The following is a 25,168-nucleotide window of genomic DNA, read 5'->3' on the forward strand; positions in this document are numbered from 1 at the left end:
TAAAGCTACCCAACCGAGGCAATAATAGTTCGGTGACGAGGGCTATTAAAATTAACCGTAGGACGTTGAAATCCGGCATCTATAATAGCTTGTTCTATGTCTAAGGTGAAATATTCATCTAAATAGGGTTCTGTACCTTTTAACAAGGTGAAAATATAGGGGGGCATTTTCTTGAACATTTCCGATTTCGGGTTCATATCCATAATTGCCAGATGACCCCCCGGACGCAATAGCCGCCGTGCTTCTTGCAAGATTTCACGGGTGGGAGATTGGGGTAATTCGTGACAAATTAAACACAGGGAAATTAAGTCAAAAGAGCCACTAGGTAAACCCGTTGATTCGGCTTTCGCATGAACCCATTTTGGGGTATATTTCAAGTTAGATTGTTTTTGTGTATTATAAGTTGCGATCGCTAAAAAATAGGGCGATAAATCTATACCTGTCATCTTCGCATCAGGATAGATTTCTTGGAGGGCAAAGGTACTCATTCCCACACTACATCCTAAATCCAAAATATCCTGGGGAGGGGTGGATAATTGGGGTTTTAAAAGATCATGATAACTCTGACGGAGTTTGGCATCCCCCTTAGCCCCGGCTTCTGGCCAGATTTTAGCATGAACCGAGTATGCAGCCACCTCCACTTCCACGGCGGCTTGCCAACTTAGATTTCCTTTCTCATAAGCGTGGAAGGAAGTCACATAATAATCAGGATATTGCAGATTGGGGTTTTGGACTTGGGTTAATTCCGCATCCCAATTCCGTGATAATAAAGTTTGGGTCTGTTGTCGCCAAGGAACTCCCATGGCTTCGGCCCGTTTAATCATCATTTGTCGGGCTTGGTGTTTAGCAAAATTACTGAGGGGTTTAATCGCTAAAATCCCATTAATCACGCGGGACATCAATTCCGGTTCCGAGGTTGTGCTGACTGTCATGGGTTTGATATCTGATGGGTGAATATTCAATTTTCTAGTGTTTCATGGTCAGGGGTTTTTGTCACCTGCGAGTCCGGTTAGGGCGAGAAGACCTCGCCCCGACCAAGCTCAAGGACTAACAGTGGTTAATTCTATTTTTTGACTATTAATTTCTAAGGGTTGATTATTAAGAACCATTGTGGTCGTTGAATTATATTCAAACCCAATGCGTTCATAAAATTTTTGTTGATGGGTTGTCATCAAATAAATTCGTTCAACTCGACACATTTTAGGATGACTTAATACCGTTTGAACTAATTTTCGACCTAATCCACTCCCTTGATAATTCGGATGAATCACCACATCCCAAATACTAGCTCGATAAATACCATCGGAGGTGGCTCTAGCAAACCCAATCATTTGTTCATAATCCCAAACTGTAACTACAGGCTCGCTATTTTCAATTGCAATTTTTAGGTCTTCTGGGCTGCGATCTTTTGCCCAAAATGCAGCAATTTTAAATAGGGTTTGAAGTTGGTTTAAATCAACCTTTGAACGACAATCATCAAAGAGAATATGATGGTTATCCGGTGAGATGTTTTTCATAGATAATAACCCTTTAAATTATTTTGAGCAACTAATAAATGCCCATGACTGTTGAGAGAATATGAAATTTTAACTAATTCAGTTGTATGAACTGAAACAATAAAATATTTAACATATTAGAGTCTGTTAATTGTGTGGCGAATTTAACAAAATCCCCAAAAATATTTTTTCTCAGATAGATAGGATTAAGCTCTGGATTTTTTAATAAAAAACGGGCTATATTAGCCCGCTTCAGAATTCAATAAAATCAGGTTTTTATTAACTAAGCTTCAACAGCCACAGGTTCAGCTTCAATCACAGGATAAACACTAATTTTTTGACGAGTTTTGCCTTTACGTTCAAAGCGAACTACACCATCAACTTTAGCGAATAAGGTATCATCGCTACCGATACCCACGTTATTACCTGGGTGGAATTTGCAACCCCGTTGACGCACTAAAATATTACCAGCGCGTACCGCTTGACCGCCAAAACGTTTGACACCCAAGCGCTGGGCGTTAGAATCGCGACCGTTACGAGTGCTACCCGTACCTTTCTTATGAGCCATTTTATTCTCCTAATTAAATGATCAGTATTTCAGATATTCAATCACAATCTAATTTTATGCTTCTGTTGTTGCAGGTTCTGCGGGTTCTTCTTCCCGCTTCGCCACCACAGACCCATTTAGACTAATAGATTCAATCATCAAACGGGTAATTTCTTGACGATGACCTTGTTTTTTGCGGGTTTTCTTTTTCGGACGCATTTTATAAACGATGATTTTGCGTCCCCGCAGATGGCGCAGTACAGTCCCTTCCACGGTAGCCCCATTCACTAAGGGCTGGCCAATTTGAACTTCACCATCATGATTGACTAACAGAACTTTATCAATGATAACGGATTCATTTTCATCGACGGGTAACAGTTCAATATCGTAGAAACGACCGGGTTCTACTTTGATTTGTTTACCGCCTGTTTCAATAATTGCGTAAGTCATGTAATTTTGGGTTAAGGTTGCCGTACAGGTAGCTCAACGGTTCCAAGTGTTTTCACTTTCCCCTAGTTTTGAGCCTTTGCCATGTCTGCACCTGTTCCGAGCAAGGTTTAGACACAATCTCCTATTATCGTTGATGAGTGGTATTTCTGTCAAGTCCCAAACCGTAGTAAGCCCTTCAGGTCTTCAAGTCCCCAATTGTAGTAAGCCCTGAAGGGCTTCCCCCAACCGTCAATAACAATTAGAGGAAATTAATTAACTTTCACTTTTACTAACAGTTGGATTCTGTATTTGTTCAGAAGATTGCTCAGTAAATAGGGTATCAATATCAATGGCTGCGTAGCCTTTTGTGGCTAATAACTTTAGCATTGAACCCAGTTGAAACCAAATTAATAATGCAGTTGGAATTACAACCACTAAACCCATAACTCCCGCAATCCAATAGACGCCGATAAAGACGGCTAAACTAGAACTGACGGAGACTAGAATTAATAGGGTCATCCCCAAATAAGCAATAATTAAATTGGGGGTTTTATAATTAATAGAAGTTGAGGGTTGCGGGCTATCACTCCAGAGATCAACCCGATATTCCAACATATCTTTAAAAATGATACCCCATAACACGGCTAAGACCGTTGAAGTAACAACAACAATATAAATCGGGGAAACGACAAGAGGTTCAGAAATCATATCAATGACAAAAATGGATGTTTTTTTACAATTCGTTACATAGTATAGCAGAAAGATGACTGATTCCCTAGGGTTTTTTAATTAAAATCCGTCCATTATTATCAATTTTTAAATAATTTTTAGGAAAGTCTTTTTCGGTAAGATTCCGAATTAAATTAACACTTTTAGCCCGCTTATCTAAATTGGGAATCCCTTGAGAATTTAACTGAACAGGAATAATTTTACCCTCAATAAAATCTCCTTGAGGATTAACTTTTGCTTCCAAAATCAAAGAATATCCTAACTCTCCACTGGTTGATAAAGTTCGATATCCCATAAAATTCCCCAGAGAATAAGCAATTAATTTCCCTTTATATAACTCCAACGCCCTCGGAACATGGGGGCCATGACCTAAGATTAAATCCGCCCCAGCATCTATCATACTATGGGCAAAAAGCACTAAATTTCCCCGATTTTCTCCATAGAAATATTCGGTTTTATTCCTGACATTTAAAGCTCCAGTTCCCTCCGCCCCACCATGAAAAGAAATAACCACAAAATCAGCATTTTTTTGAGCTTGTGCCACTAATTTTTTCCCCGCTTCAATCTCGCTTAAATTATTATGATAATCATAATTACTAAAAGCAATATAAGCTGTTTTTACCCCTTTAACTTCATCATAAACAATTTTTCCCTTTTCTCCTACAGCCTTCATCCCTAGCTTATTAATATTTTGAATAGTATCTTTAAACCCGGTTTCAAAAAAATCAAAAGAATGATTATTAGCCACACTTAAAATATTAAACCCCGCATCCTTAAGTAAAGTCGTATATTCGGGAGGAGTCCGAAAAGCAAAGACTAACCCGCGACCGATATTTTTTGCACTATTAGGATATTTAGTTAAAGTGCTTTCAAAATTTCCAAACACAATATCCCCTTTCAATTCCGATTTAACTCCCGAAAATAAAGCGGCTTTATTAGCAGGTAATTTATTAGAAGGGTAATTCGTCCCAGGAATAATATCACCGACGGCGCGAATGGTAATTCTTAAATCTGGACTAATGGGATTTTCTAGGGTTTTTAGAGCTAATTGAGATACTTGATTGAGATTTTTTAGGGTTGCGGTTGTGGAAGTTGGGTTAGGTGTGGTAATGTTTTCTGCTGAAAAAGAAAAGGCGGGAATTTGAGCTAAACTTGAAGATATTGCTTGGGGGATTTCCGTTAAAAAAGTATTAATTTTTTCTTGATTTTGATTAAATAGAATTCCCGATAAAGGCAAAACCATTAAACTAACCGAACCTACAATTAACCAAGGCTTAGAAATAGAAACTTGAGGTTTAGGAAGGGTAACTTTTAGGGCAGGAAAGGTCACTTTCGGAAAGGATAACCCTATCTGCTGATTTTTTGGAGGTTTTGGAGGTTTTGGAGGTTTTGGGATAAATTGCCGCAAGACTAGGGTTTCTGTCCAGCCGGATTTTTTTTGACCGCGACAGATTCCAGAAATAGTCACCGACCCAATTACAGGGGATTGTAACCGCATTAACCCATTTTGGACAACCCGAACACTCCCTTGAATATCAGGAAGTTGTTCAGACACCAAAACGACCTGGATATGGTGGTCTTGACGAGTCACCTTAGCGGTTACTCCCTTGGATTGTAACGCTTGATTGATTAAAATTGCGATCGCTTTGGGATCGCCAGTTTTTGCCAAGGCGATAGTCTGATAGTCACTCACTCCGCTTTCCTCACAGCCACTTTAATATCTTATGATTAACTGGTATTTTAGGGTCAATATCAACTTTATGTTTTTTGGCACAATTTCCCTTAGTCAGCCACTGCAACGAGTACAATGATCAAGAGTTTATCGGATCAGGGCTTGAAATAGAATTTTCAGTATTATTTTTATAGGCAGATATTGGGAGGATATAACCTTGGCCGTTCAGTATAGTTACGATAACACGAGCAATCGCTCACCCCATTGCATTCTGATTACGGGGGGGGCGGGGTTTATTGGCTCAAACTTTGTGCATCATTGGTTTAGTGCCTATCCCGATGACCGGATTGTGGTTTTAGATGCTTTGACCTATGCGGGAAATCTGCAAAATATTGTTAGTTTGGAACATAACCCTAATTTTCGATTTGTGCAAGGGGATATTTGCGATCGCCCTTTAATTGATAGTTTATTAAAAGAAGAACAGATCAATACTATTGCCCATTTTGCCGCAGAATCCCACGTTGATCGGTCAATTATTGGCCCCGGTGCTTTTGTACAAACCAATGTAGTCGGCACATTTACTCTTTTAGAAGCCTTCCGTCAATATTGGATAGCCCAGGGTCAACCGGAACATTATCGGTTTCTGCACGTTTCTACCGATGAAGTTTATGGAAGTCTGGGCCCGAATGATCATGCTTTTACTGAACAGACTCCTTATACTCCTAATAGTCCCTATTCTGCCTCAAAAGCGGGCAGTGATCATCTAGCCAGGGCCTATTATCATACCTATGGAATGCCGACAATTATTACTAATTGTTCTAATAATTATGGCCCCTATCATTATCCTGAAAAACTAATTCCGTTAATGTGTATTAACGCTTTATTAGGAAAACCCCTTCCGGTTTATGGCGATGGTGAAAATGTGCGAGATTGGTTGTATGTTTTAGATCATTGTCGGGCTTTAGATGCGGTAATTCATAACGGAAGAATTGGGGAAACTTATAATATTGGGGGAAATAATGAAGTTAAGAATATTGATTTAGTTAAAATGTTATGTCGGATTATGGATGAATTGGCTGTCCATTTACCCGTAAAACCTTCTAAGCAATTAATTACCTTTGTTAAAGATAGGGCTGGACATGATCGAAGATATGCCATTGATGCGACTAAAATTAAAACGGAATTAGGCTGGGCTCCGTTAGTAACTGTTGAAGAAGGGTTACGTCAAACTATTGGCTGGTATTTAACTCACCGGACTTGGTGGGAACCCTTATTATCAGAAGAATATCAAGCCTATTATCGACAGGTCTACCCGTCTTAAAGATAGGTAATGGTTAATGGGTAACGGGTAACGGGTAACGGGTAACGGGTAACGGGTAACGGGTAACGGGTAATGGGTAATGGGTAATAGTTCACTTATTAGCCGTCGCGCCTAACAGTTAGGACAAAGATTGATCATCAAACCTAGACGGTGAAATATCAATCCTCCTTCCTATTACCTATTACCTATTACCTATTACCTATTACCTATTACCTATTACCTATTACCTATTACCTATTACCTATTACCTATTACCTATTACCTGTTCCCTCCTAAAAATCATTCAATTCGGCAATGATATCTAAACTATCTTTATTGGCTTTAGGAATAGGATGAATAATATTCTCTAAATACAATTTGCCCTCTTGATAAGATACATAGAGTTTCCAGTTTTCGGCATCATCAATTTTTGCACAATAAAGGGGAATTTGTGTCCCCTTAATGCGTTTGAGTTTGGTTTTATAAAACCGTTGATGGCGATAGCAAGATTCGTCTTGAAGTTCGGCTAAAACCTCCAAAAATCGACCTCGTAATTGCAAAGGAAGCAGTTTTAGAGCTTGGCGAATAATCCCGCGTTCATCAATGAGTGATGGTGGCGACTGTAACATGATTTGATTTGATCTCCGTTAAGGGTTTGGTGGGTAAGAAAGACTGATAAATTGATTCTCCAACTTGTTGATAAATTTCAGCCACAAACTGACTATCAACTACTCTAAATAAAGTAATAATTATCCGATCAAATAAAGGATCATCATCAATTGTTAAAATCACTCGTAGGTAATAATTAACAATAAAAGAATAGAGAGATGACCCATAATCCTCTAAGCCATCAAATTGATGAAACTGATGGATTCTTCTTTCTTGATCCCTTTTATCTTCTAATAATAAGGCAGAATATTCATGAAGTTGTTGTACAATAATATCATGTTCCGCTTCACTATGGTTCTTTAAATCCGCCTCAAATTGTTCCGTAGACTCAAATATAATTTCCATGACCTCAACTCCCAAACTAACATTCGGTTATCCAGAATTGTTAACAATATTATCTTAAAATAGACCGATATCGGTTTTATTTTTGTGTGCGACTGAATAACCCCGCCATCAGGTCAGAATTGAAGATTGATTGAGGAGATTAGATAATGTATAAGTTAACTTATCTCCTATCCCCGCGACCCAATTTTCATCCTGTTGGGTATAACTCCGAGGAGCATTAGCACCCAGAATTAAAACGCCGTAATTCCCAAGGGGTTGACAAATTACACCCTGGGTATTTTCGGGTAAATAATCAAATTCAATTCTACCCGGATATAAGGCTAAATTCACTAAATAAATCGGTTTCTGTTTGTCTATCACCCGTTGTAAAATTGGCCCAGGTTTAACATCAGGATTATTTCCTAATACTCCTCGCCTTAATAACACTTCCCCCTGATAATAAACTACAATAGAACGGGTGACGGTATTAGTTAATAATAAATGAGAAGCCCAGGCTAATTCCGCTTGAATTAATTCCGGTAAATTCGGTTTTAATTCAAACCCTTGTTCTCCGATTAAATCCACAGCATCCGGTGATTTTGGTTGAATTTGTTGCCACAATAACCCCGTTAAAATCAACACCGCACTTAAAATCACCCCCAAGGCATCGGAACGGGCTTGAGAGTTAAATAATTCGGGGGTCAAGAGCCGATTTATTAGGAGGAGTACCCCACCCAAACTACCCGCAAAAATAGGCAGTAATCTTAATATCTGATTTCGATCTGATTTTGCCATGATTCTATTTTAATTTTTCAAAGTATAGTGGGGAATAGGGATCGCGGATTTAAGAGAATTACGCAGATTAACACAGATTAAAATCCGTGAAATCCTTTTAAATCCGTGATCGGGAATAGGTAATTTAAAAATTAAAGTCCCCCTTTTTTAAGGGGGATTTAGGGGGAGCAGAATCCTGTTTTTAGCCGACTTCTCCCGGTTCAATAATCCGTTGGAAAAGATAGCCTGTTCCTCTTGCGGTTAAGATTAATTCGGGATTACTGGGATCATCTTCTAACTTGGCTCGTAGGCGAGAAATATGAACATCTACCACCCGGGTATCGACGTGACGTTCTGGAGTATATCCCCAAACTTCTTGTAGGATTTCAGAACGAGAAAAAGGTTCACCAGAACGACTAACTAAGAGTTCTAATAAACTAAATTCCATCCCGGTTAAACGGATGCGTTCATCTCCCTTGTAAACCTGTCGTTTGTTAGTATCAATTCTAATATTACTAACCTGAATGACACCGGAACTGGGAATACCCGAAGTTCCATTTTTATCAATGCGGCGTAATACCGAGCGAATTCTAGCTTCAAGCTCCTTGGGAGAGAAGGGTTTAACCACATAATCATCCGCCCCTAACTCTAGCCCCGTAATCCTATCCGCCACATCCCCCAATGCTGTTAACATGATAATAGGAATATCGGATTCCTTGCGTAACTCCTGACAGACGCCATACCCGTCTAATTTGGGCATCATTACATCTAAAACCACTAAATCAGGATTGGTTTTGCGGAAGGTCTCTAGGGCTTCTTCTCCATCGGCGGCGGTTACGACATCGTAACCAATCATGGAAAGGCGAGTTTCCAAAATCCGGCGGATACTAGCCTCATCATCGACAACCAAAATTTTTTCCTTATGATTTTCCAATGGATTTCAACGCTCCCTTAGTTGGATTAAGTTACAGTTTTAATAGAAATCATAATCGAACTCGCAACCAGATCAGTAATCAGTCATCACTGATGACTAATGACTGATTACTGACAACTCTTAAACTGATAACTGATAACTCTTAAACTGATAACTCTTAAACTGATAACTGATTACTGATTACTGATTACATGGCAAAGTCTCGCACCCTTTATGTTTGTAACGAATGTGGAGCCGAATTTCCTCAATATTTTGGCCGATGCTCCGCTTGTCATGCCTGGAATTCCCTAGAAGAACAAGTTGAACAACCCGCGCCTACGCCTTCCCAACGCTTTAGTTGGAGTCACATACCGGGAGAAAACCCAGAGGGTCTACCGTCGGTAACTAAACCCGGACAACCCCGTGCTTCTTTTCTATTATCCCAAATTTCCGATCAATCCCAATCTCGAATGCCATCGGGTTATGGAGAATTAGATCGGGTATTGGGGGGTGGAATTGTGCCGGGTTCTTTGGTATTAATTGGGGGAGAACCGGGAATTGGTAAGTCTACCTTGTTATTGCAAGTCGCCCATATTCTGTCCCACACCAAGCGGGTGTTATATGTGTCGGCGGAAGAATCGGGACAACAGGTAAAATTGCGATCGCAACGTTTAGAAGTTGCTGCTGATAGCGAAACCGAAACCGAAACCGAAACCGAAACCGAAACTGAACCAGAAAATGGCAATCAACAACCTCCAACCCCAACAGCAGATCCCTTTACCGAACAACTGAAAAATCGTCACCCCAAGACAGAATCTGCGACTACTGCCATCACCGAAAAAGATTTATATTTACTCCCTGAAACCGATTTAGAAGTAATTTTAAGAGAGTTAGAATCCCTAAAACCGCAGTTAGCAGTAATTGATAGTATTCAGACGGTTTTTTTCTCCAGTCTGACCTCTGCACCCGGTTCGGTGGCGCAGGTGCGTGAATGTACTTCCGCCTTAATGCAAGTAGCTAAACGGGAAAATATTACCCTATTAATTGTCGGTCATGTCACCAAAGATGGGGGCATTGCCGGGCCGCGGGTGTTAGAACATTTAGTTGATACGGTATTATATTTTGAAGGCGATCGCTTTGCCTCCCATCGCTTATTACGCTCAATGAAAAACCGTTTTGGTGCCACCCATGAAATCGGGGTATTTGAAATGGTCGCCCATGGATTAAAAGAAGTTTCTAATCCCTCAGAATTATTTTTAGGCAATCGAGATGACTTTTCCCCCGGAACCTCAACGGTGGTAGCCTTAGAAGGAACTCGGCCGATTGTGGTGGAAATTCAGGCTTTAGTTAGTCCAGCCAGTTACGGTTCGGCGCGACGGGCGACAACTGGGGTAGATAGTGGCCGATTATTACAAATTCTAGCGGTTTTGGAAAAACGGGTAGGGATTCCCCTGTCTAAATTGGATGCTTATGTGGCGTCGGTGGGGGGTTTAAAAGTTGAAGAACCTGCGGCAGACTTAGGGATAGCGATTGCAATTGTAGCGAGTTTCCGCGACCGGGTAGTTGACCCTCGGACGATTTTAATTGGGGAAATCGGTTTAGGGGGACAGGTGCGCCCGGTGTCTCAATTGGAATTACGGTTAAGGGAGGCGGCCAAACTGGGATTTAAACGGGCGATTATCCCTAAAGGTCAGAGTCCGGCGGATTTAGGGTTACAAATTATTCCGGTAAGTAAGGTGATTGATGCGATTATTGCTTCCATCCCCGCCCAACCTCCAACCATGAATGATGAATTCTGATCGCAGGCCAATTAAATCAAGAAAAGCATCTAATTTCAAGAGTGAACTATTAGTATATATACAGAAATTAAGACTTAAGTGGTAATCAAAAATAATTCCTACTACTAATATTTATGATCAGCTTACTCACAACCAAAATGAAATTCCTTAAACGCACTCAGGTCAAAACTAGCCGATACTTAGTTATAGTTAGTTTCATAGCAGTATTTTATTGGATAGTTGGCAAGGTAACGGTTGAATATTTAATCTTGGGTTCCACCCAAGCCCTATTCTGGCCGAATGCGGGAGTCGCCCAAGGAATTATTCTGTTGTGTGGTTATCAATATTGGCCAGCAATTACCCTGGGGGCGTTTTTTTCCCTAATTGCCACTGACCAAATGCCTCTGTTTATTGGGGTATTGTCTAGTTGTGGTGTGACGTTACAAGCCTGTTTAGTTAGTAAATTACTCCATCGCATTGACTTTTCTCCCCAACTCAAACACCTCAAAGATGTTCTGGGACTAATTATTTTAGCGGGAATGATTGCTACGCTGATTAATCCCACTCTTACTATCCTCACAGCTTGTTTGAGTGGTTGGCTACCTTGGGAAGATTTTACCCAAATTTGGATTGGTGGGTGGTTAGGAAGTGCTACTGGGGTATTAGTTATCACCCCAGTATTATTAACCTGGGGTAGCGAATTTCAACGGTATTACTATCGCTATCAAACTCCTGCTTCCCCGGTCTGGTCTTTTCTCAACGCCTTATCCCAAAGTTTATCCCTGGGTACAACTAGATTACGCATTTCTGAACGCTCTCCTGGGGATTTTTGGTTACGTCAGTTAGAAGTTGGGGTTTGGTTGTCCCTGTTATTGGGCCTAAATTGGTTTGTATTTTGTTCTCGAACTCGGTCGGCGTTTATCGGTTTTCCCCTGGAATATCTGCCTTTTCCGTTTTTTGTTTGGGCTTCCTTGCGATTTGGTCAACGGGGAACGGCCATTGGTCATTTGATTACGGCTAGTTTTGCGGTTTGGGGAGTGGTGCGCGGGAGTGGCCCATTTATTAGTCGTAGTACGGATACCCCTCAAATTTTTTCTCTACAAGCCTTTATTCTGATTATGGCAATTACGGGTTTAGTTTTAGCCGCCACGGTGACAGAACGCCAACAGGCGGAAACTCGCCTCAGAAATAGTGAAACCAGTTTAGCAAATGCTCAACGGATTGCTAAGTTGGGTCATTGGGATCTGAAAATTAGCAGTTATGAATTATTTTGGTCGGATGAACTCTATCGGATTTTGGACACAACGGCTCAGTATGTCAAACCGAGTTTTCCCCAATTTTTGGAATTTGTTCACCCAGAAGACCGGAGTTATGTCCAAAATTACCTTGATCAAGCCTTATTTCAACAAAAACCTTATTGTATTGATTATCGGTTAAAATTAGCCTCCGGTGAGGAGCGGATTGTTTTTGAACAGGCGGTAATTACCGGGAGTCATATTACTAGCACAATTCAAGATATTACAGACCGGAAAAAGGCAGAAATTGCTTTACGGGCTAGTGAAGAAAGATTCTCAAAAACCTTTAGTGCTAGTCCGATTGGAATTAGTATTATGACTCTGGTAGATGAACTATTTTTAGATGTTAATGATAGTTTTTTACGTCAAATTGGTTGGGAGCGAGAGCAGGTACTAAATCACACTCCAGAACAACTGAATCTGTGGGTTGATTCTCAACAACATCTGCAACTTAAAAAACAATTAAAAAGTCAAAATCAAATTGGTAATATTGAGTTAAAAATTCGCCAAAAATCAGGAATTATTAGAAGTTGGTTGGTGTCTATTGAATTAATTGATTTAGGGGGAATTGGTTGTTTATTGATGATGGCTAATGATATTACGGAGCGTAAACAAGCGGAAGAATTAAAGATGGCGAAGGAAGCCGCCGAAACTGCTAACCATGCTAAAAGTTTATTTTTAGCTAATATGAGCCATGAATTAAGAACTCCCCTGAATGCAATTTTAGGTTATAGTGAATTATTAATAGAAGATGCCCAAGAGTTACATCAAGATGAATTGGCCGGAGATTTAAAAAATATTTATGTAGCGGGACAACATTTATTAACTTTGATTAGCGAAATTTTAGATTTCTCTAAAATTGAAGCGGGTCGGATGAATTTTCATTTAGAAACCTTTAAAATTGCTACCCTACTTTGGGAAGTGGAAACTACTGTTGCTCCTGCTGCGGATAAGAATTCTAATCAGTTTATCCTAGAGGCGGAAGAAGGTATAGACTTGATGCACACCGACTTAACTAAAGTTCGTCAATGTTTATTAAATCTTCTGAGTAATGCCTGCAAATTTACAGAACAGGGGAAAGTGATTCTGAAAGTTTGGCAAGCAGGAGGAGACGGGTCTAATCAGAATATTGATTTGATCTTAGATCCAGAATTTATCACGGTTAATGATGAAGAAATAACGAATAGTGCTTGTTGTCTTCCTGATGTTCCCAAAAGCTGTTCAACGGTGATTATTTTTCAGGTGATAGATACTGGAATTGGCATGAGTCCTAAACAGTTAGCAACGGTTTTTAGTCCCTTTACTCAAGCGGATGAAACCACAACTCGTCGTTATGGAGGTACGGGTTTAGGGTTAACTATTACTCAAAAATTATGTCAAATGATGGGAGGAGATTTATCGGTTATCAGTGAGTTGGGAAAAGGGTCTACCTTCACGATGAAACTTCCTAAAATCCTCCGTTGTTTACCCGAATAAATAGGGCTTGCTGAAAAAAGGCGAAAAGCCAGAACAGACGGGAGGAGAAGACCAGAAAAAATGAATCAGGTGTAAGGGATGGGTGTAAAATAGGGCAAAAACCTTGCATGAGTCGGTAAAAATGTTGTTACCGTTGAATATATCGACCTGCTCACTGAGATTATGAGTAAACTTTATGAGCAGATCGAGCAGTGACCCTGATGCTGACAAGATTATACCCGTGAAATACTGGATTTTGTCAGTGCTCGAACAATACGATCGCTCGCCATCCTTGCACCTGATAGATTTCGTGCCGTTGGTCCCACCCGCAATGCGGCTAAACCACCCATAACAAATAGCTCACAACAAGGCCAGCGCAGGTATTCATCCACAACAGGTAATCCGTTCACAATCTCGGTGGGATAAATATCTAGAACATTTTTAAGCAAGGGATGGTTTGTCGCATCTATTTGGTTTCCGGTCGCTAACCAAATGCGATTGATATTCTGATGGTGAATGCACTCATGTATAGCTGGATGATCACAAAAAATCTGCCAGCTATCAGCATTCCATTGGGCTTTAGACACCTGACACTGCTCATAAAACACAACACGCTGATCGTGTTCTAAACGCCGTAGTTGAGTCAGCATAGCAGGAGTCATCGAGCCACCATTGCGTGCTTGCTGAATCATAGAATAGCGAATCTGTAAATTTGGTTCTGCCCAGAAATTTTTGAGGTATTTAGGGCCAAGCCAACCTGGGTCAGCATCAAACAACTTCTCGTATATGGTTCGTCGTGACATGAGTAAAACCTGTGCGCCTCGTTGAATCGCACCAACTGCTAAATGTCCACTGGTTAACCCACCTCCAATAATCAGAACTTTTTCACCCTCAAGTGTTAAGTTTCTTAAGTCAATAGCATGAGAATGCAGCAGGCGCTCAGGTGGGTAATTCTGGGGAATTTTCCCGACCCAATCTGGGATATGAGGTTTTCCACCCCCGTTAGCTATAACAACTCTACGGGCGACAATTGTTTGACCATTGGATAATTCTAGACAAAATCGGGGACGACGATGATTGTTTAACGGTTCCACCCGCACAACAGCAGCCGAATACACACAACTCTGTAACGCAGAACGACGAATCACTTCCTGACAAAAATTTTGAAACAACCGAGTTCCTGGCAAATCGTAGGGCGGAAATAATTCGTTAGGGCGGGAGGCCGCAAAGGTGCGAAGTGCATGAGGATCGGGATCGGGCTGGTGTACCGCAGGCGACCTGAGATGAGGAATCTCTAAGGCGGCAAACTGATGATTCCATTGACTCATCCAAGTGCCACTGGGGTCGAAAACTAGGAAACGTCCTCGCATCGACTTTTTCTTTTGCAGTAAGTGGGCTACCAGTGCTAGGGCATGAGGACCCGCTCCCACAATCGCAATGTCTATGAATTCTGGTAGAGAATCATTTTTCACAGCTTGTGTTATAAAATAAACGAATGATAATCATTCTCATTTTATTTTATGTTAGCACCTGAATCTCCTATATTGGAAAATCCAACTGCTACGGCTCTGTCATCCAGTCAGCCTAGTAAAATTGTTCGTCAATTATCCGTTGTAGTCGTGTCGGCGATCGCACTCGGTTTAGGAAGTTGTACAGCTAATGCCCCCTCAAATAATTCCAATGCTTCTCAAACGGCAGCAACAGCAGATGAGTTGCAGGTGGTAACAACCTTCTTGCCCATCACACAATTTACCAAAGCAGTAGCGGGCGATCGCGCACAAGTTATTCAACTACTACCGACAAATGTAGGTCCCCATGACTATCAGGCAAAGCCAGAAGATGTACAGAAACTGGCTAAAGCCGATGTTTTAGTTCAAAACGGTCTAGGGATGGAGGAATTTTTAGACAACCTGATTAAGAACGCTGAAAATGCCAACTTGAAAGTGATTGATTCCAGCCAAGGAGTACAGACGATCGCCACTGAAACTATTGAGGGACACGATCATGGACATGAATCAGGCGAGAAGCAGGAAGAAGCCAAACATACTCATGGAGAATTCAACCCTCATATCTGGATCGATCCGAAACGGGCAATTCAACAGGTAGAAAACATTCGAGATGGGCTAATTGCAGCCGATTCTAGTGGGAAAGAGATTTATACTGCTAATGCCACCGCTTATATTCAGCGCTTGCGAGACTTAGATGGGGAAACCACTAAAATGCTGCAACCCTTTGCAGGTAAGACATTTGTTGCCTACCACGACTTTGCGCCATACTTTGCTGCCAGCTACAACTTAAAAGCCAAATTTCTGGTTGATCTGCCAGAAGGAAACCCATCTCCCAATGACGTAAAACGGGTCATGGATACCGTCAAGGCGAGCAATCTAAAAACCTTGCTGACGGAACCCCAGAGTGGAAAAGATGCCTTTGCAGGATTGGCAAAAGATTTGAATGTGCGGGTTAGCACGTTTGACCCGATGGAAACTGGGGGAAACGAGGCGTTGCAACCCGATTATTACATCACCACAATGCGGAAAAATGTCAAAACTCTGGTGACGGCGTTCACTGGACAATCAACTCAATCCTTCGTGCCCATACAGACACTACAGCCTGTTGCGGTTGTGCCACAGCAAGTTTGGGTAAGGTTTTAGGAGGTTTACATGAAAGAAATTGTACTTGCAGTTGAACGCCTGACTGTTTATCGGGAAACAACCGCAGCAGTGGAGAATGTATCGTTTTCTTTGTCAGCAGGTATAGACACTGCGCTTGTCGGGCCTAATGGCGCGGGCAAAACTACGCTGGTGCAAGCCATTCTGGGAATTTTACCTCGACAAGCAGGTAATGTATTTATACTAGGGCAACCCCTAAGTCCCAAAGGGTTTCTGCCACCCAGCATCCGTCAACAAATCGCTTATCTGCCCCAAAACTTTCTGTTCGATCGCCGCATTCCTATAACGGTAGAAGAACTGGTAGGTTTGGGGTGGGACTCTTTGAGGTTTCAATTACCTTGGGCAAACTACAGAAAACGCCACTATGCTGTGCGACAGGCATTAGCAAGGGTTGAGGCGGCACACCTGGGAGATCAATTAATTAGTGGACTTTCCGGCGGTGAAATGAAGCGAGTTTTACTGGCATACTGCCTCGTTCACCCGCGCCGACTGTTAATTCTTGATGAAGCCGCTGCTGGCTTAGATGTGCGCGGAGAATCAGAGTTTTATCGACTGCTGTATCAACTCAAGCAGGAGCAAGGTTGGGCTATTTTGCAAATTTCTCACGACTTGGATATGGTGCGACGACAGTGCGATCGCGTCCTCTGTCTAAATCGTACATTGCTGTGTCAGGGAACTCCAGGTGTGGCTCTGTCTCCTGACAATCTTTCTGCTGCCTACGGAACAGAATTTGTTCGATATAAACATCATCATTAATTTGCCATCTCCATGTCTTTCCCATCAGAAATCACTCGCGTCATTGAACTGTTTCAACTGCCCTTTATGCAACGGGCATTTATCGGCGGCATTCTTACAGGGATAATGGGTGGGCTTTTAGGAAGTTTTACGATTTTACGACAGTTATCTTTCTTCAGTGATGCACTAGGACATTCTGCCTTGTTAGGCATCAGCATCGGATTTTTATTAGGACTCAATTCCTCTGTGGTTCTACTGCCATTTTCTGTGATTTTTGCCTTAGCGGTGTCTTACCTGCTAGAACGCACTCGCCTATGGACAGATGCGTTGCTCAATATTATCTATTCATCATCATTAGCGATCGCCATCATTACTCTTAGCTTTGTCGGACAATACAAAGGTGGACTAAATAATCTTTTGTTTGGTGATATTTTAGCCGTTCAAGAGCTAGATTTAGTTTTTAGTGCAGTATTGTTAATCATCTGCATTGTGTTGCTTGGATTGACGTTGCGAACACAAATGTTACTGACTTTGCATGAACCCTTAGCGATCGCTCGTGGCGTTTCAGTATCCACTCATCGCACAGTATTTATTGTGTTGTTATCGCTAGTAGTCGGAATCTCGATTAAGGCGATCGGTGTATTGCTAGTCAGTGCGTTTGTAGTAATTCCAGCTTGTGCTGCACGCCTACTAAGTCGCACATTTACAAGTTATGTATTGCTATCAGCAGCAATAGGAGCAGTGAGTGCTGTATTGGGAATGGTGGTTTCAGCCTGGTTTAATTTGCCATCTGGCCCCAGTATTGTGACAACACAATTAACTATTTTTATAGTTGCCATGACTTTACCTCGTTTTAATTCACTGGCTCACTGAATTTAGATATTTATGTCTCAACAACGTCTCTACACAAAGTTGCTGCATGGGGTCTTCAAGAGCAGCCTTGATCAAATTCCTCACATCTTGCTTTTCCGTATATAATTGAGAATGATTATTATTCTTACAAGTAGAGGTATGGCGTATGGTTGCTGCCGATATCCCAAGTTCCATCCCTGTGACTGTCCTGACTGGCTATCTGGGGGCAGGGAAAACAACACTCCTCAATCGCATCCTTACTTATGAGCATGGCAAAAAGGTTGCGGTGATCGTCAATGAGTATGGGGAAGTGGGCATCGACAATCAGTTGGTGATTGATGCTGACGAAGAAATTTTTGAAATGAATAACGGCTGCATTTGCTGTACGGTGCGCGGTGACTTAATCCGCATCATTAGCAACCTGATGAAGCGGCGCAACAAGTTCGACCATTTGGTGATTGAAACCACCGGACTAGCAGACCCCGCACCTGTGATCCAAACTTTCTTTATGGATGAAGATGTGCGATCGCAAACTAGCCTGGATGCTGTAGTCACAGTCGTAGATGCTAAACACATTCACCAACACTGGGATGCGGATGAAGCCATTGAGCAACTTGCCTTTGCGGATGTGATTTTGCTCAACAAACAGGATCTGGTTACACCTGAAGAACTGGAGGCGTTAGAACAGCGCATCCGCTCAATGAATGCAATGGCAAAGATTTACCGCACACAAGATGCTCAGGTAGAGATGGACAGCATTCTGGGGGTGGGAGCTTTTGATTTAAGCCGCGCCCTGGAGATTGACCCCAATTTCTTAGGTGAAGATGCCCACGAACACGATCAAACTGTGGGGTCAGTGGCGATCGCCTCTTCTGGGGCGCTGAATTTCAATAAGATCAATAACTGGATTGAAGAAATACTGAGGAATCAAGGAGCCGATATCTTCCGTATGAAGGGCATTCTCAACATTGAGGGTGAGAATAACCGCTTTGTATTTCAGGGTGTGCATATGCTGTTTGATGGCAGACCGGATCGCCCCTGGAAGCCAAATGAAACCCGCAAAAACGAATTGGTTTTTATTGGTCGCAATTTAGATGAAGCACAGCTAAAAGCAGGGTTTAAAGCGTGCCTGATATGAAAACAAAAACAAAACTAGAATTCAAAGAAACCTGGCGAGGTGGCTTGTCAGATTATGTCACGGCGATCGCGTGGTCGCCTGATCGTAGCAATCTGGCGGCTAGTTCTGCGGCCGGCGAAGTATCGTTATTTGCAGCCCCAACCTTTGGGGCAACTTCTCTACAAGGTGAAACTGGGGAATCTGTAGACTGCTTGGCGTTCTCGCACGATGGGCAATTTCTGGCAATTGGAGGGCAGGATGGACAGGTTAAAATCTGGTCGCTTCAGTCAGAGGTACCAGAACTAATCACTACCCTAAAAAACAAATCTGTTTGGGTTGAGTGCCTCTGCTGGAGTCAAATAACTCATCAACTTGCTTTTAGTTTAGGCAAATACGTTCAAATCTGGGATGCAGACACCTGTGAAGTGGTAACAACGCTCAACTTTGAATCCTCAACAGTGCTAGATCTAGACTGGCGCAGCGATGGCAAGTATCTCGCACTGAGTGGCTATCAAGGAGCTAGAATCTGGGATGCGACTGACTGGGACGAAGACCCAGAGGTGTTAGAAATTCCCTCTGCGACAGTGGCGATCGCTTGGTCGCCTAATAATAAATTCATCGCAGCAGGCAATTTAGATAACACGCTCGCGGTCAGAGAGTTGGATAATCCCTATCCCTGGGTTATGCGTGGCTTTCCTGGTAAAGTACGGCAACTAGCATGGTCACAAATGCCCACTAGCATTGGCGTGCCAATGTTAGCCTCCTCTAGTGGATCTGCTGTCGTAGTATGGGAACGCGATCAAGATGAGCAGATAGGTTGGGCAAGCCAGATGTTAGGGAATCATTCTTCGACAGTACAGGCGATCGCCTTTCAGCCTAACTCACTTTTACTGGCATCAGCAGCAGAAGATGGTTGGGTTGCCCTTTGGCATCGAGGGACTCGCCTGATTCAATCTCTAAAAGGAGCGCCCAATGGCTTCTCCTGCCTCACCTGGCATCCCCAAGGACATAATCTTGCCGCCGGAGGACTTAATGGTGAGTTACTCGTGTGGTCACTTCATGAGCGGGGTCAGGGTTTTGGTAGGCGATGAACACTTTTCTGTTACTTTTTCAGCAAGCCCTAAGTAGAGACGCGCGATGGCACGTCTGTACCAGTCATCAGTTCACCTCTGTAATTAGAAATTATCATTGATAACTGTACTAAATTATAGTTGCGAAAGGGAATTTCACTGCGTGACTAAATCATCCAGTTGCTGTTGCATTGCTGTTTTCACTTGTTGATAACAAATATCTACATACTCCCGGTCATTGGCTGCGTCCCGTCCATAGCGTTCAAACTCAATCGCTGGACAAATGTGAATCTTGATTTTAGCCGGAAGGGGAAAATTCGGTAAAGGCCCAATTCCTAACCCCCAAGGTAATCCCAAATAAATCGGAAATACCTCTGGGTCAAGACCTAATAACCAAGGCATTCCTAACTGATGGAGTTGTTTTACCCAGTCATAAATATCTGTTAACACAATTAGGGTATCATGGGCACCCGATGAAATCACTGGAACAATTGGGGCTTTCTCCCGCAGGGCTAACTTAATAAACCCTTTGCGACCGGCGAAATGAATTTGATTGCGTAACGCATGGGGCCGAAATACATCCTCACCGCCCCCCGGATAGACTAAAACCGTCGCATCCTGTCGCAATGCTGTCATTCCCATGCGGGGATGGGCGATAACGGCTCCACAACGCACCGCCGATGTCGCGACTTCTGGGGCCACCTGCCAGACTTTCGGGTGCATCAGTCCATAGAGTAATCTTTCAGTTCCGAACTGACGACACCAAGCGTACAACCCCATAAACATATCTGGTGCGGCTAAACCCCCATTATGGGAACCCACCAACAACATCTTATTTTGGGGCGGGAGATTCTCCCAGCCGGAGGTTTGGACTTGAAAATAATGGTCATAGAACCAACCCAAAAACGGCATCAGGGATCGGATATATTCAGGATCACGATCCTGTAATGACCAACCGGTGAAACGGGGATTCTCCTTTGGGTTGGGAGATGGATTACTGTTGAAGAAGGGGTTTAAAATCACGGAACGGTAAACTTTGCCTCTGTCAAGATACTCTGGTTTTGAGGAAATTTGATCTTAATTAAACCACAAAAAAGCAGGGAATGGGCAATGGGCAAAAAGATTTTCTCTCGTAGTGAGGGCTTTAGCCCTCAGAATAGCCCTAAAGGGCTTACTACGAATTTCTTCTGTTGTATTAAAATAGAATATAACCGCTTAAATATTGTATCTAATCCGTAACGCTTATGAATTGGGCTATCGAGGTCAAAGATTCAGCTTCAATGTCTTCGTTAAACCCGGTGGTGGCAACCCAGAATTTGGGAAAATTTTATCGCACGGGTTTTTGGATGAATCAAAAGATTGAATCCTTAAAAAGCTGTACTTTAAGCATTTATGCGGGAGAAACGTTTGGTTTATTAGGACAAAATGGGGCAGGGAAAACCACATTATTAAAAACCTTATTAGGCATTGTTCGCCCAACATCAGGATCGGCTATCTTATTAGGTAAACCAATTGGCGATCGCCACATTAAACAGCGAGTAGGCTATTTACCAGAAAATCCCTATTTTTATGATCATCTCACCGGATGGGAATTTTTAGAATTTGCCGCCGGACTATTTCAAATTCCGAAATCTATTCAACGTCAACGCATTCCCCAATTATTAGATTTAGTCGGATTAGCAAAAACCGCCGCCATTAAAAAACAAATGCGCCAATATTCTAAGGGAATGTTACAACGGGTAGGAATGGCGCAAGTTTTAATTAATAATCCAGAAGTGGTATTTTTAGATGAACCGATGTCAGGACTTGACCCGATGGGACGGTATCAAATTCGGGAAATTATCTTATCTTTAAAAGCACAAAATAAAACGGTTTTTTTTAATAGTCATGTTTTATCGGATGTGGAAAAAATTTGCGATCGCATTGCTATTTTAGCAGAAGGTGAATTAATTAGCATGGGTTCTTTGGATGATTTATTGGGAACAACTCAAACCTATATTGTTAAAGGAAAAGGCGGAGATATTAATATTCTGCAAAATTGCATATCTGATTTAGAAAGGGATCAAGATTATTGGGAAGGACATTTAAAGGGTGATCCAGAAGCGTTTTTTGTGGTATTAAAAGAAATGAATGCTCAACTATTGAGTTTGAATTTATCTCGATTAACCCTAGAAGAATTTTTTATGCAGAAGTTAAAAGAAAGGGGGATTCATGCCAGTGGTTAAAGGTAATATTTCAACTATAGCAATCCTAAATCAATCGTGGTAGGGGTAATTCATGAATTACCCCTACCGTCAGGGTTAAATTTGAAAAAATCTGTTCCCCATTACCTATTCCCCATTACCTATTACCTATTACCTATTACCTATTCCCCGTTGCCTTCTAATACTTTTATTATAATATTAAGAATTGGATACGGGGTTAATTTCAGAGGAAGACTGAGAGAAAAATAATTTACTAATCCAAGTGGTTAGAATATGGGACAATAATCCTAACGGCCCGGCAAATAAACAAAAGGCTAGGGAATGGGTAGTCCAAATTCCGGTTTTTTGTCCATCCCAATAAATCCAACGTCCGACAAATAAATCCATAACCAAAAAGTGAATCCATCCCGTTGCTGCGGCGTTTTCATCGGCAAAGAAATGGGCAATATCTGATAATTTAGGATTAGATAAAGCGGCGGCATTTTCGGGAGTAATACTACTAACAAACAGGTATAAATAAACGCAGGCTAACAACACAAAGGGAAAATAGGACTCCATGACTTTTCGGGTAACTCCCCAGTTAGGCAAAATAATTATTAATGCCCAAAAGGGAAGGACGAAAATATTGGCGACGTTAAAAATTTGATCAGTTGCAATAGTCATGGTCAGAATTTCTCAGATCAAGGGTTAAAATATCCTCATTCTAAAATATAGCAGGGAACAGGGAATAGGGAACAGGCAATAGGCAATAGGCAATAGGCAATAGGCAATAGGGAGGAAAATATTTAACCGCCTAGGTTTCCTAACTCCACAGGCGTGGTTGCTATATTTTTTTAATTTAATCCGCTTTTTGAGAAATTTATGTTATGCTACGGGCAAGTTAATCTAGCTGACTTTTTGCTATGAATGCTCACGATCTTTTTCTGTTATTGATTTTATTGTTCCCAGGTTTAGCCCTATCTATTATTATTATGGGAACTTTTGCCGCCGGAGGTTAAAAGTTATTTTTGAGCCGTTATTAGGTGCGTAAGCTCTATGCAAAACGCACCATTCAGCAGTTTTTGATTTATCAGGAGCCCCCTGATGATAGCATTCTAATAAGTGTCATTGGAACGGGGGATTAAGTTTTTTTTAAAGATTTGATTTGTTGGCGAAATTGATCGATTTTATCAAATAAATCCGATTGGTTAAGGGTTGTTTCTTCTCCGGTTTTTAACCATTTTAACTTCAGAGTTTGCTGTTCGGCTTCCGCATCTCCTAATACTAAACAAGCGACAGCACCACTGCGGTCAGCCCGTTTAAACTGTTTACCGAAGGCACTTCCACTTAAATCTAGTTCTACCGCAAAGCCATTTGTCCGCAATTTTTGAGCTAGAATTAAAGCCTGAGATTCGGCTAAATTTCCCTTAGAAACGATATAAAAATCTAAGGTAGAACCAGAAATAGAGTTCAATTGTTGTAACAGAATCACTAACCTTTCTAACCCGATCGCCCAACCAACCGCCGGAGTTTCTGGCCCCCCTAATTCTTGGACTAAACCATCATAACGACCGCCTCCACAAACCGTTGCTTGGGCACCTAAATCATCAGAAATAATCTCAAACGCCGTATGGGTATAATAATCTAAACCTCGCACTAATCGAGGGTTCAAACTGTAGGGAATTTCTAACGCCGTTAATAGCTGTTTAACCTGTTCAAAATGAGCGCGGGAATCATCTCCTAAATATTCTAAAATACTCGGAGCATCCTGAACAATTTCTTGGGTGCGGGGGTGTTTACTATCTAAAATTCTTAAGGGATTTCGGGATAATCGATCCTGAGAATCGGGATCTAATTCGTCTTGATATTGGCTTAAATAATCAACTAAAGCTTGACGATAGGCTTGGCGATCGCTTGAATTTCCGACGGAATTTAAGTTAAGGTTTAAATTCTTTAATCCCAAGGTTTTTAATAAATTTGTGGCGATCGCAATCACTTCCACATCAGCCCTAGCATCCCGACTTCCTAACACCTCAACCCCAATTTGATGAAACTGTCGTTGACGTCCGGCTTGGGGGCGTTCATAGCGAAACATCGACCCAGTATACCATAACCGTTGCGCCCCAGATGTGGCGTGGAGTTTGTTTTCAATAAAGCTGCGAACGACTCCGGCTGTTCCCTCTGGACGCAGGGTAACAGAGCGTTCACCTCGGTCAACAAAGGTATACATTTCTTTCCCGACAACATCCGTCGCTTCCCCGATACCCCGTTCAAATAAAGCCGTTTGTTCAAAAATTGGGGTGCGAATTTCTTGATAATTTGCCTTAAATAAAACATCCCTAGCAATAGATTCAACCCATTGCCAATATCCTATTTCATCAGGCAGAATATCCCGTGTTCCTCGTAATGCTTTAATTAGTTCCATTGGTTTCTCAATTAATCGTTAGTCCTGTGGCGGATCGATTGTTTCCCAGACGCCATAACGATCATTATAATACGCCAAAATTTGATCAATCTGTTCACGAATTTCTGGATTTTGGCTGTGATCATATTCAATCCATAAACTACCCACTTGACTTTGGGTATAATCAAATTCTGGCGGGATTTGATCGTGACTAATGTGAGTTGCAATTAACCCCGTGTCCACTCCTTCCACCTGTCGTAAATGGGCAGCAACTTCCCGATAAACGGTTAAGGGAAGTTTCGGACAGCGAAATTGATAGCGAAGTTTTTGTTTTTGTTTAACTGTTTGCATTCAAAATTAACCTATTTTTTTCTGCTATTCTACTGAAGAAGAAATGATCACTTCTGTTTCATCCTCAGTGGTCACAACTGGTAGAGAACAGCAATTAATATCATCCAGACAAACCTTGCCCCATTGCAAGGCCCAACGCACTAATGAAACTCGGTTATCGGTGGCAGTTTTTGTTAGAATGTTACTAATATGATTGTCAACGGTACGCTTACTAATTTCCAGTTTTTCTGAAATTTCTTGATTGGTTAATCCACTAGCCACTAACTCTACGACTTGCACTTCTCTATCTGAGAGAGAAACAGGTCTGCGAGAATTGCTTTCCGTCATATTAGCTTCCAATTTCTGCATAACTACCTATTTATTATTCTAAAGGGAACCCGTCAACAATATCCTTTATTTGATCAAA

General features: G+C 41.7%; 25 protein-coding genes. 9 read left to right on the plus strand and 16 right to left on the minus strand.

The features are described from left to right. Positions 1–5 precede the first annotated feature (5 nt). The 6 genes from NMG88_RS17820 to NMG88_RS17845 all read right to left on the minus strand — a co-directional run bounded on the left by NMG88_RS17820 (position 6) and on the right by NMG88_RS17845 (position 4,894). Complete coding sequence (locus tag NMG88_RS17820) at positions 6–932, minus strand: class I SAM-dependent methyltransferase (RefSeq protein WP_254035670.1); 927 nt, start codon at positions 930–932, stop codon at positions 6–8. Positions 933–1,040: 108 nt separating this feature from the next. Beyond that, positions 1,041–1,517 (minus strand): GNAT family N-acetyltransferase, encoded by a 477-nt coding sequence (locus tag NMG88_RS17825; RefSeq protein WP_026785597.1) that lies wholly within the window; start codon positions 1,515–1,517, stop codon positions 1,041–1,043. Positions 1,518–1,779: 262 nt separating this feature from the next. Continuing rightward, positions 1,780–2,064 carry a 50S ribosomal protein L27 gene (gene rpmA / locus NMG88_RS17830; protein ID WP_026796071.1) on the minus strand — a complete coding sequence of 95 codons (285 nt, stop codon included), beginning with the start codon at positions 2,062–2,064 and terminating at the stop codon, positions 1,780–1,782. A gap of 54 nt (positions 2,065–2,118) precedes the next feature. Then, a complete protein-coding gene (rplU, locus tag NMG88_RS17835) occupies positions 2,119–2,493 on the minus strand; it encodes a 50S ribosomal protein L21 (RefSeq protein ID WP_026785599.1) in 375 nt (124 codons plus the stop codon). 252 nt (positions 2,494–2,745) lie between these two features. Next, positions 2,746–3,180, minus strand: a complete 435-nt coding sequence (locus NMG88_RS17840) for a hypothetical protein (RefSeq protein WP_026785600.1) — start codon at positions 3,178–3,180, stop codon at positions 2,746–2,748. 67 nt (positions 3,181–3,247) lie between these two features. Further along, positions 3,248–4,894, minus strand: a complete 1,647-nt coding sequence (locus tag NMG88_RS17845; protein ID WP_227350464.1) for a CapA family protein — start codon at positions 4,892–4,894, stop codon at positions 3,248–3,250. A gap of 196 nt (positions 4,895–5,090) precedes the next feature. On the opposite strand from NMG88_RS17845, the gene rfbB reads away from it, so the two are divergent. Next, positions 5,091–6,194 (plus strand): dTDP-glucose 4,6-dehydratase, encoded by a 1,104-nt coding sequence (gene rfbB / locus NMG88_RS17850; protein WP_026796278.1) that lies wholly within the window; start codon positions 5,091–5,093, stop codon positions 6,192–6,194. 272 nt (positions 6,195–6,466) lie between these two features. Here rfbB and NMG88_RS17855 read toward each other — a convergent pair whose 3' ends face one another. The 4 genes from NMG88_RS17855 to rpaB all read right to left on the minus strand — a co-directional run bounded on the left by NMG88_RS17855 (position 6,467) and on the right by rpaB (position 8,874). After that, positions 6,467–6,802 carry a hypothetical protein gene (locus NMG88_RS17855; RefSeq protein ID WP_026796277.1) on the minus strand — a complete coding sequence of 112 codons (336 nt, stop codon included), beginning with the start codon at positions 6,800–6,802 and terminating at the stop codon, positions 6,467–6,469. After that, complete coding sequence (locus NMG88_RS17860) at positions 6,774–7,187, minus strand: hypothetical protein (protein WP_042153718.1); 414 nt, start codon at positions 7,185–7,187, stop codon at positions 6,774–6,776. The genes NMG88_RS17855 and NMG88_RS17860 overlap by 29 nt, the downstream gene beginning before the upstream one ends. A 108-nt stretch (positions 7,188–7,295) precedes the next feature. Next, complete coding sequence (locus NMG88_RS17865) at positions 7,296–7,961, minus strand: cofactor assembly of complex C subunit B (protein ID WP_042153716.1); 666 nt, start codon at positions 7,959–7,961, stop codon at positions 7,296–7,298. A gap of 181 nt (positions 7,962–8,142) precedes the next feature. Beyond that, positions 8,143–8,874, minus strand: coding sequence for a response regulator transcription factor RpaB (rpaB, locus tag NMG88_RS17870; protein ID WP_026785605.1), 732 nt, complete (start codon positions 8,872–8,874; stop codon positions 8,143–8,145). A 191-nt stretch (positions 8,875–9,065) separates the two neighbouring features. Here rpaB and radA point away from each other — a divergent pair, with 191 nt between their 5' ends. Together radA and NMG88_RS17880 are read left to right on the plus strand one after the other, a co-directional pair. Continuing rightward, the gene (gene radA / locus NMG88_RS17875; protein ID WP_254034890.1) at positions 9,066–10,652 is read left to right on the plus strand and encodes a DNA repair protein RadA; all 1,587 of its coding nucleotides are present in this window, start codon (positions 9,066–9,068) and stop codon (positions 10,650–10,652) included. Between the two features lie 113 nt (positions 10,653–10,765). Continuing rightward, positions 10,766–13,402, plus strand: coding sequence for a sensor histidine kinase (locus NMG88_RS17880; RefSeq protein WP_227397727.1), 2,637 nt, complete (start codon positions 10,766–10,768; stop codon positions 13,400–13,402). 212 nt (positions 13,403–13,614) lie between these two features. On the opposite strand, the gene NMG88_RS17885 is transcribed toward NMG88_RS17880, so the two are convergent. Continuing rightward, positions 13,615–14,853, minus strand: coding sequence for an FAD/NAD(P)-binding protein (locus NMG88_RS17885; RefSeq protein WP_254035671.1), 1,239 nt, complete (start codon positions 14,851–14,853; stop codon positions 13,615–13,617). Between the two features lie 48 nt (positions 14,854–14,901). On the opposite strand from NMG88_RS17885, the gene NMG88_RS17890 reads away from it, so the two are divergent. From NMG88_RS17890 to NMG88_RS17910, 5 genes are all read left to right on the plus strand, one after another. Beyond that, positions 14,902–16,032 carry a metal ABC transporter solute-binding protein, Zn/Mn family gene (locus NMG88_RS17890; protein WP_235751337.1) on the plus strand — a complete coding sequence of 377 codons (1,131 nt, stop codon included), beginning with the start codon at positions 14,902–14,904 and terminating at the stop codon, positions 16,030–16,032. A gap of 9 nt (positions 16,033–16,041) precedes the next feature. Beyond that, positions 16,042–16,806, plus strand: coding sequence for a metal ABC transporter ATP-binding protein (locus tag NMG88_RS17895; protein WP_026785610.1), 765 nt, complete (start codon positions 16,042–16,044; stop codon positions 16,804–16,806). A 12-nt stretch (positions 16,807–16,818) separates the two neighbouring features. Further along, the gene (locus NMG88_RS17900) at positions 16,819–17,658 is read left to right on the plus strand and encodes a metal ABC transporter permease (protein WP_227365818.1); all 840 of its coding nucleotides are present in this window, start codon (positions 16,819–16,821) and stop codon (positions 17,656–17,658) included. A 145-nt stretch (positions 17,659–17,803) separates the two neighbouring features. Then, positions 17,804–18,775 (plus strand): CobW family GTP-binding protein, encoded by a 972-nt coding sequence (locus tag NMG88_RS17905; protein WP_042153692.1) that lies wholly within the window; start codon positions 17,804–17,806, stop codon positions 18,773–18,775. Further along, positions 18,772–19,845, plus strand: a complete 1,074-nt coding sequence (locus NMG88_RS17910) for a WD40 repeat domain-containing protein (protein WP_026785613.1) — start codon at positions 18,772–18,774, stop codon at positions 19,843–19,845. The genes NMG88_RS17905 and NMG88_RS17910 overlap by 4 nt, the downstream gene beginning before the upstream one ends. A gap of 135 nt (positions 19,846–19,980) precedes the next feature. On the opposite strand, the gene NMG88_RS17915 is transcribed toward NMG88_RS17910, so the two are convergent. Beyond that, positions 19,981–20,847: a lysophospholipid acyltransferase family protein gene (locus tag NMG88_RS17915; protein ID WP_424053508.1), complete on the minus strand. Its 867-nt coding sequence runs from the start codon at positions 20,845–20,847 to the stop codon at positions 19,981–19,983. 221 nt (positions 20,848–21,068) lie between these two features. On the opposite strand from NMG88_RS17915, the gene NMG88_RS17920 reads away from it, so the two are divergent. Further along, on the plus strand, positions 21,069–22,049 hold the full coding sequence (locus NMG88_RS17920) for an ABC transporter ATP-binding protein (protein ID WP_430203825.1): 981 nt from the start codon (positions 21,069–21,071) through the stop codon (positions 22,047–22,049). 177 nt (positions 22,050–22,226) lie between these two features. On the opposite strand, the gene NMG88_RS17925 is transcribed toward NMG88_RS17920, so the two are convergent. The 4 genes from NMG88_RS17925 to pedR form a co-directional block, all read right to left on the minus strand. Then, positions 22,227–22,691, minus strand: a complete 465-nt coding sequence (locus NMG88_RS17925) for an ABA4-like family protein (RefSeq protein ID WP_026796265.1) — start codon at positions 22,689–22,691, stop codon at positions 22,227–22,229. Positions 22,692–23,148: 457 nt separating this feature from the next. Then, complete coding sequence (gene hisS / locus NMG88_RS17930; RefSeq protein ID WP_235751335.1) at positions 23,149–24,432, minus strand: histidine--tRNA ligase; 1,284 nt, start codon at positions 24,430–24,432, stop codon at positions 23,149–23,151. A gap of 18 nt (positions 24,433–24,450) precedes the next feature. Further along, the gene (locus NMG88_RS17935) at positions 24,451–24,762 is read right to left on the minus strand and encodes a hypothetical protein (RefSeq protein WP_042153682.1); all 312 of its coding nucleotides are present in this window, start codon (positions 24,760–24,762) and stop codon (positions 24,451–24,453) included. Between the two features lie 24 nt (positions 24,763–24,786). Then, complete coding sequence (pedR, locus tag NMG88_RS17940; protein WP_026785618.1) at positions 24,787–25,089, minus strand: photosynthetic electron transport-dependent transcriptional regulator PedR; 303 nt, start codon at positions 25,087–25,089, stop codon at positions 24,787–24,789. Between the last annotated feature and the right edge of the window lie 79 nt (positions 25,090–25,168).

This window comes from Planktothrix agardhii (assembly GCF_904830935.1).
Classification (GTDB): Bacteria; Cyanobacteriota; Cyanobacteriia; order Cyanobacteriales; family Microcoleaceae; genus Planktothrix; species Planktothrix agardhii.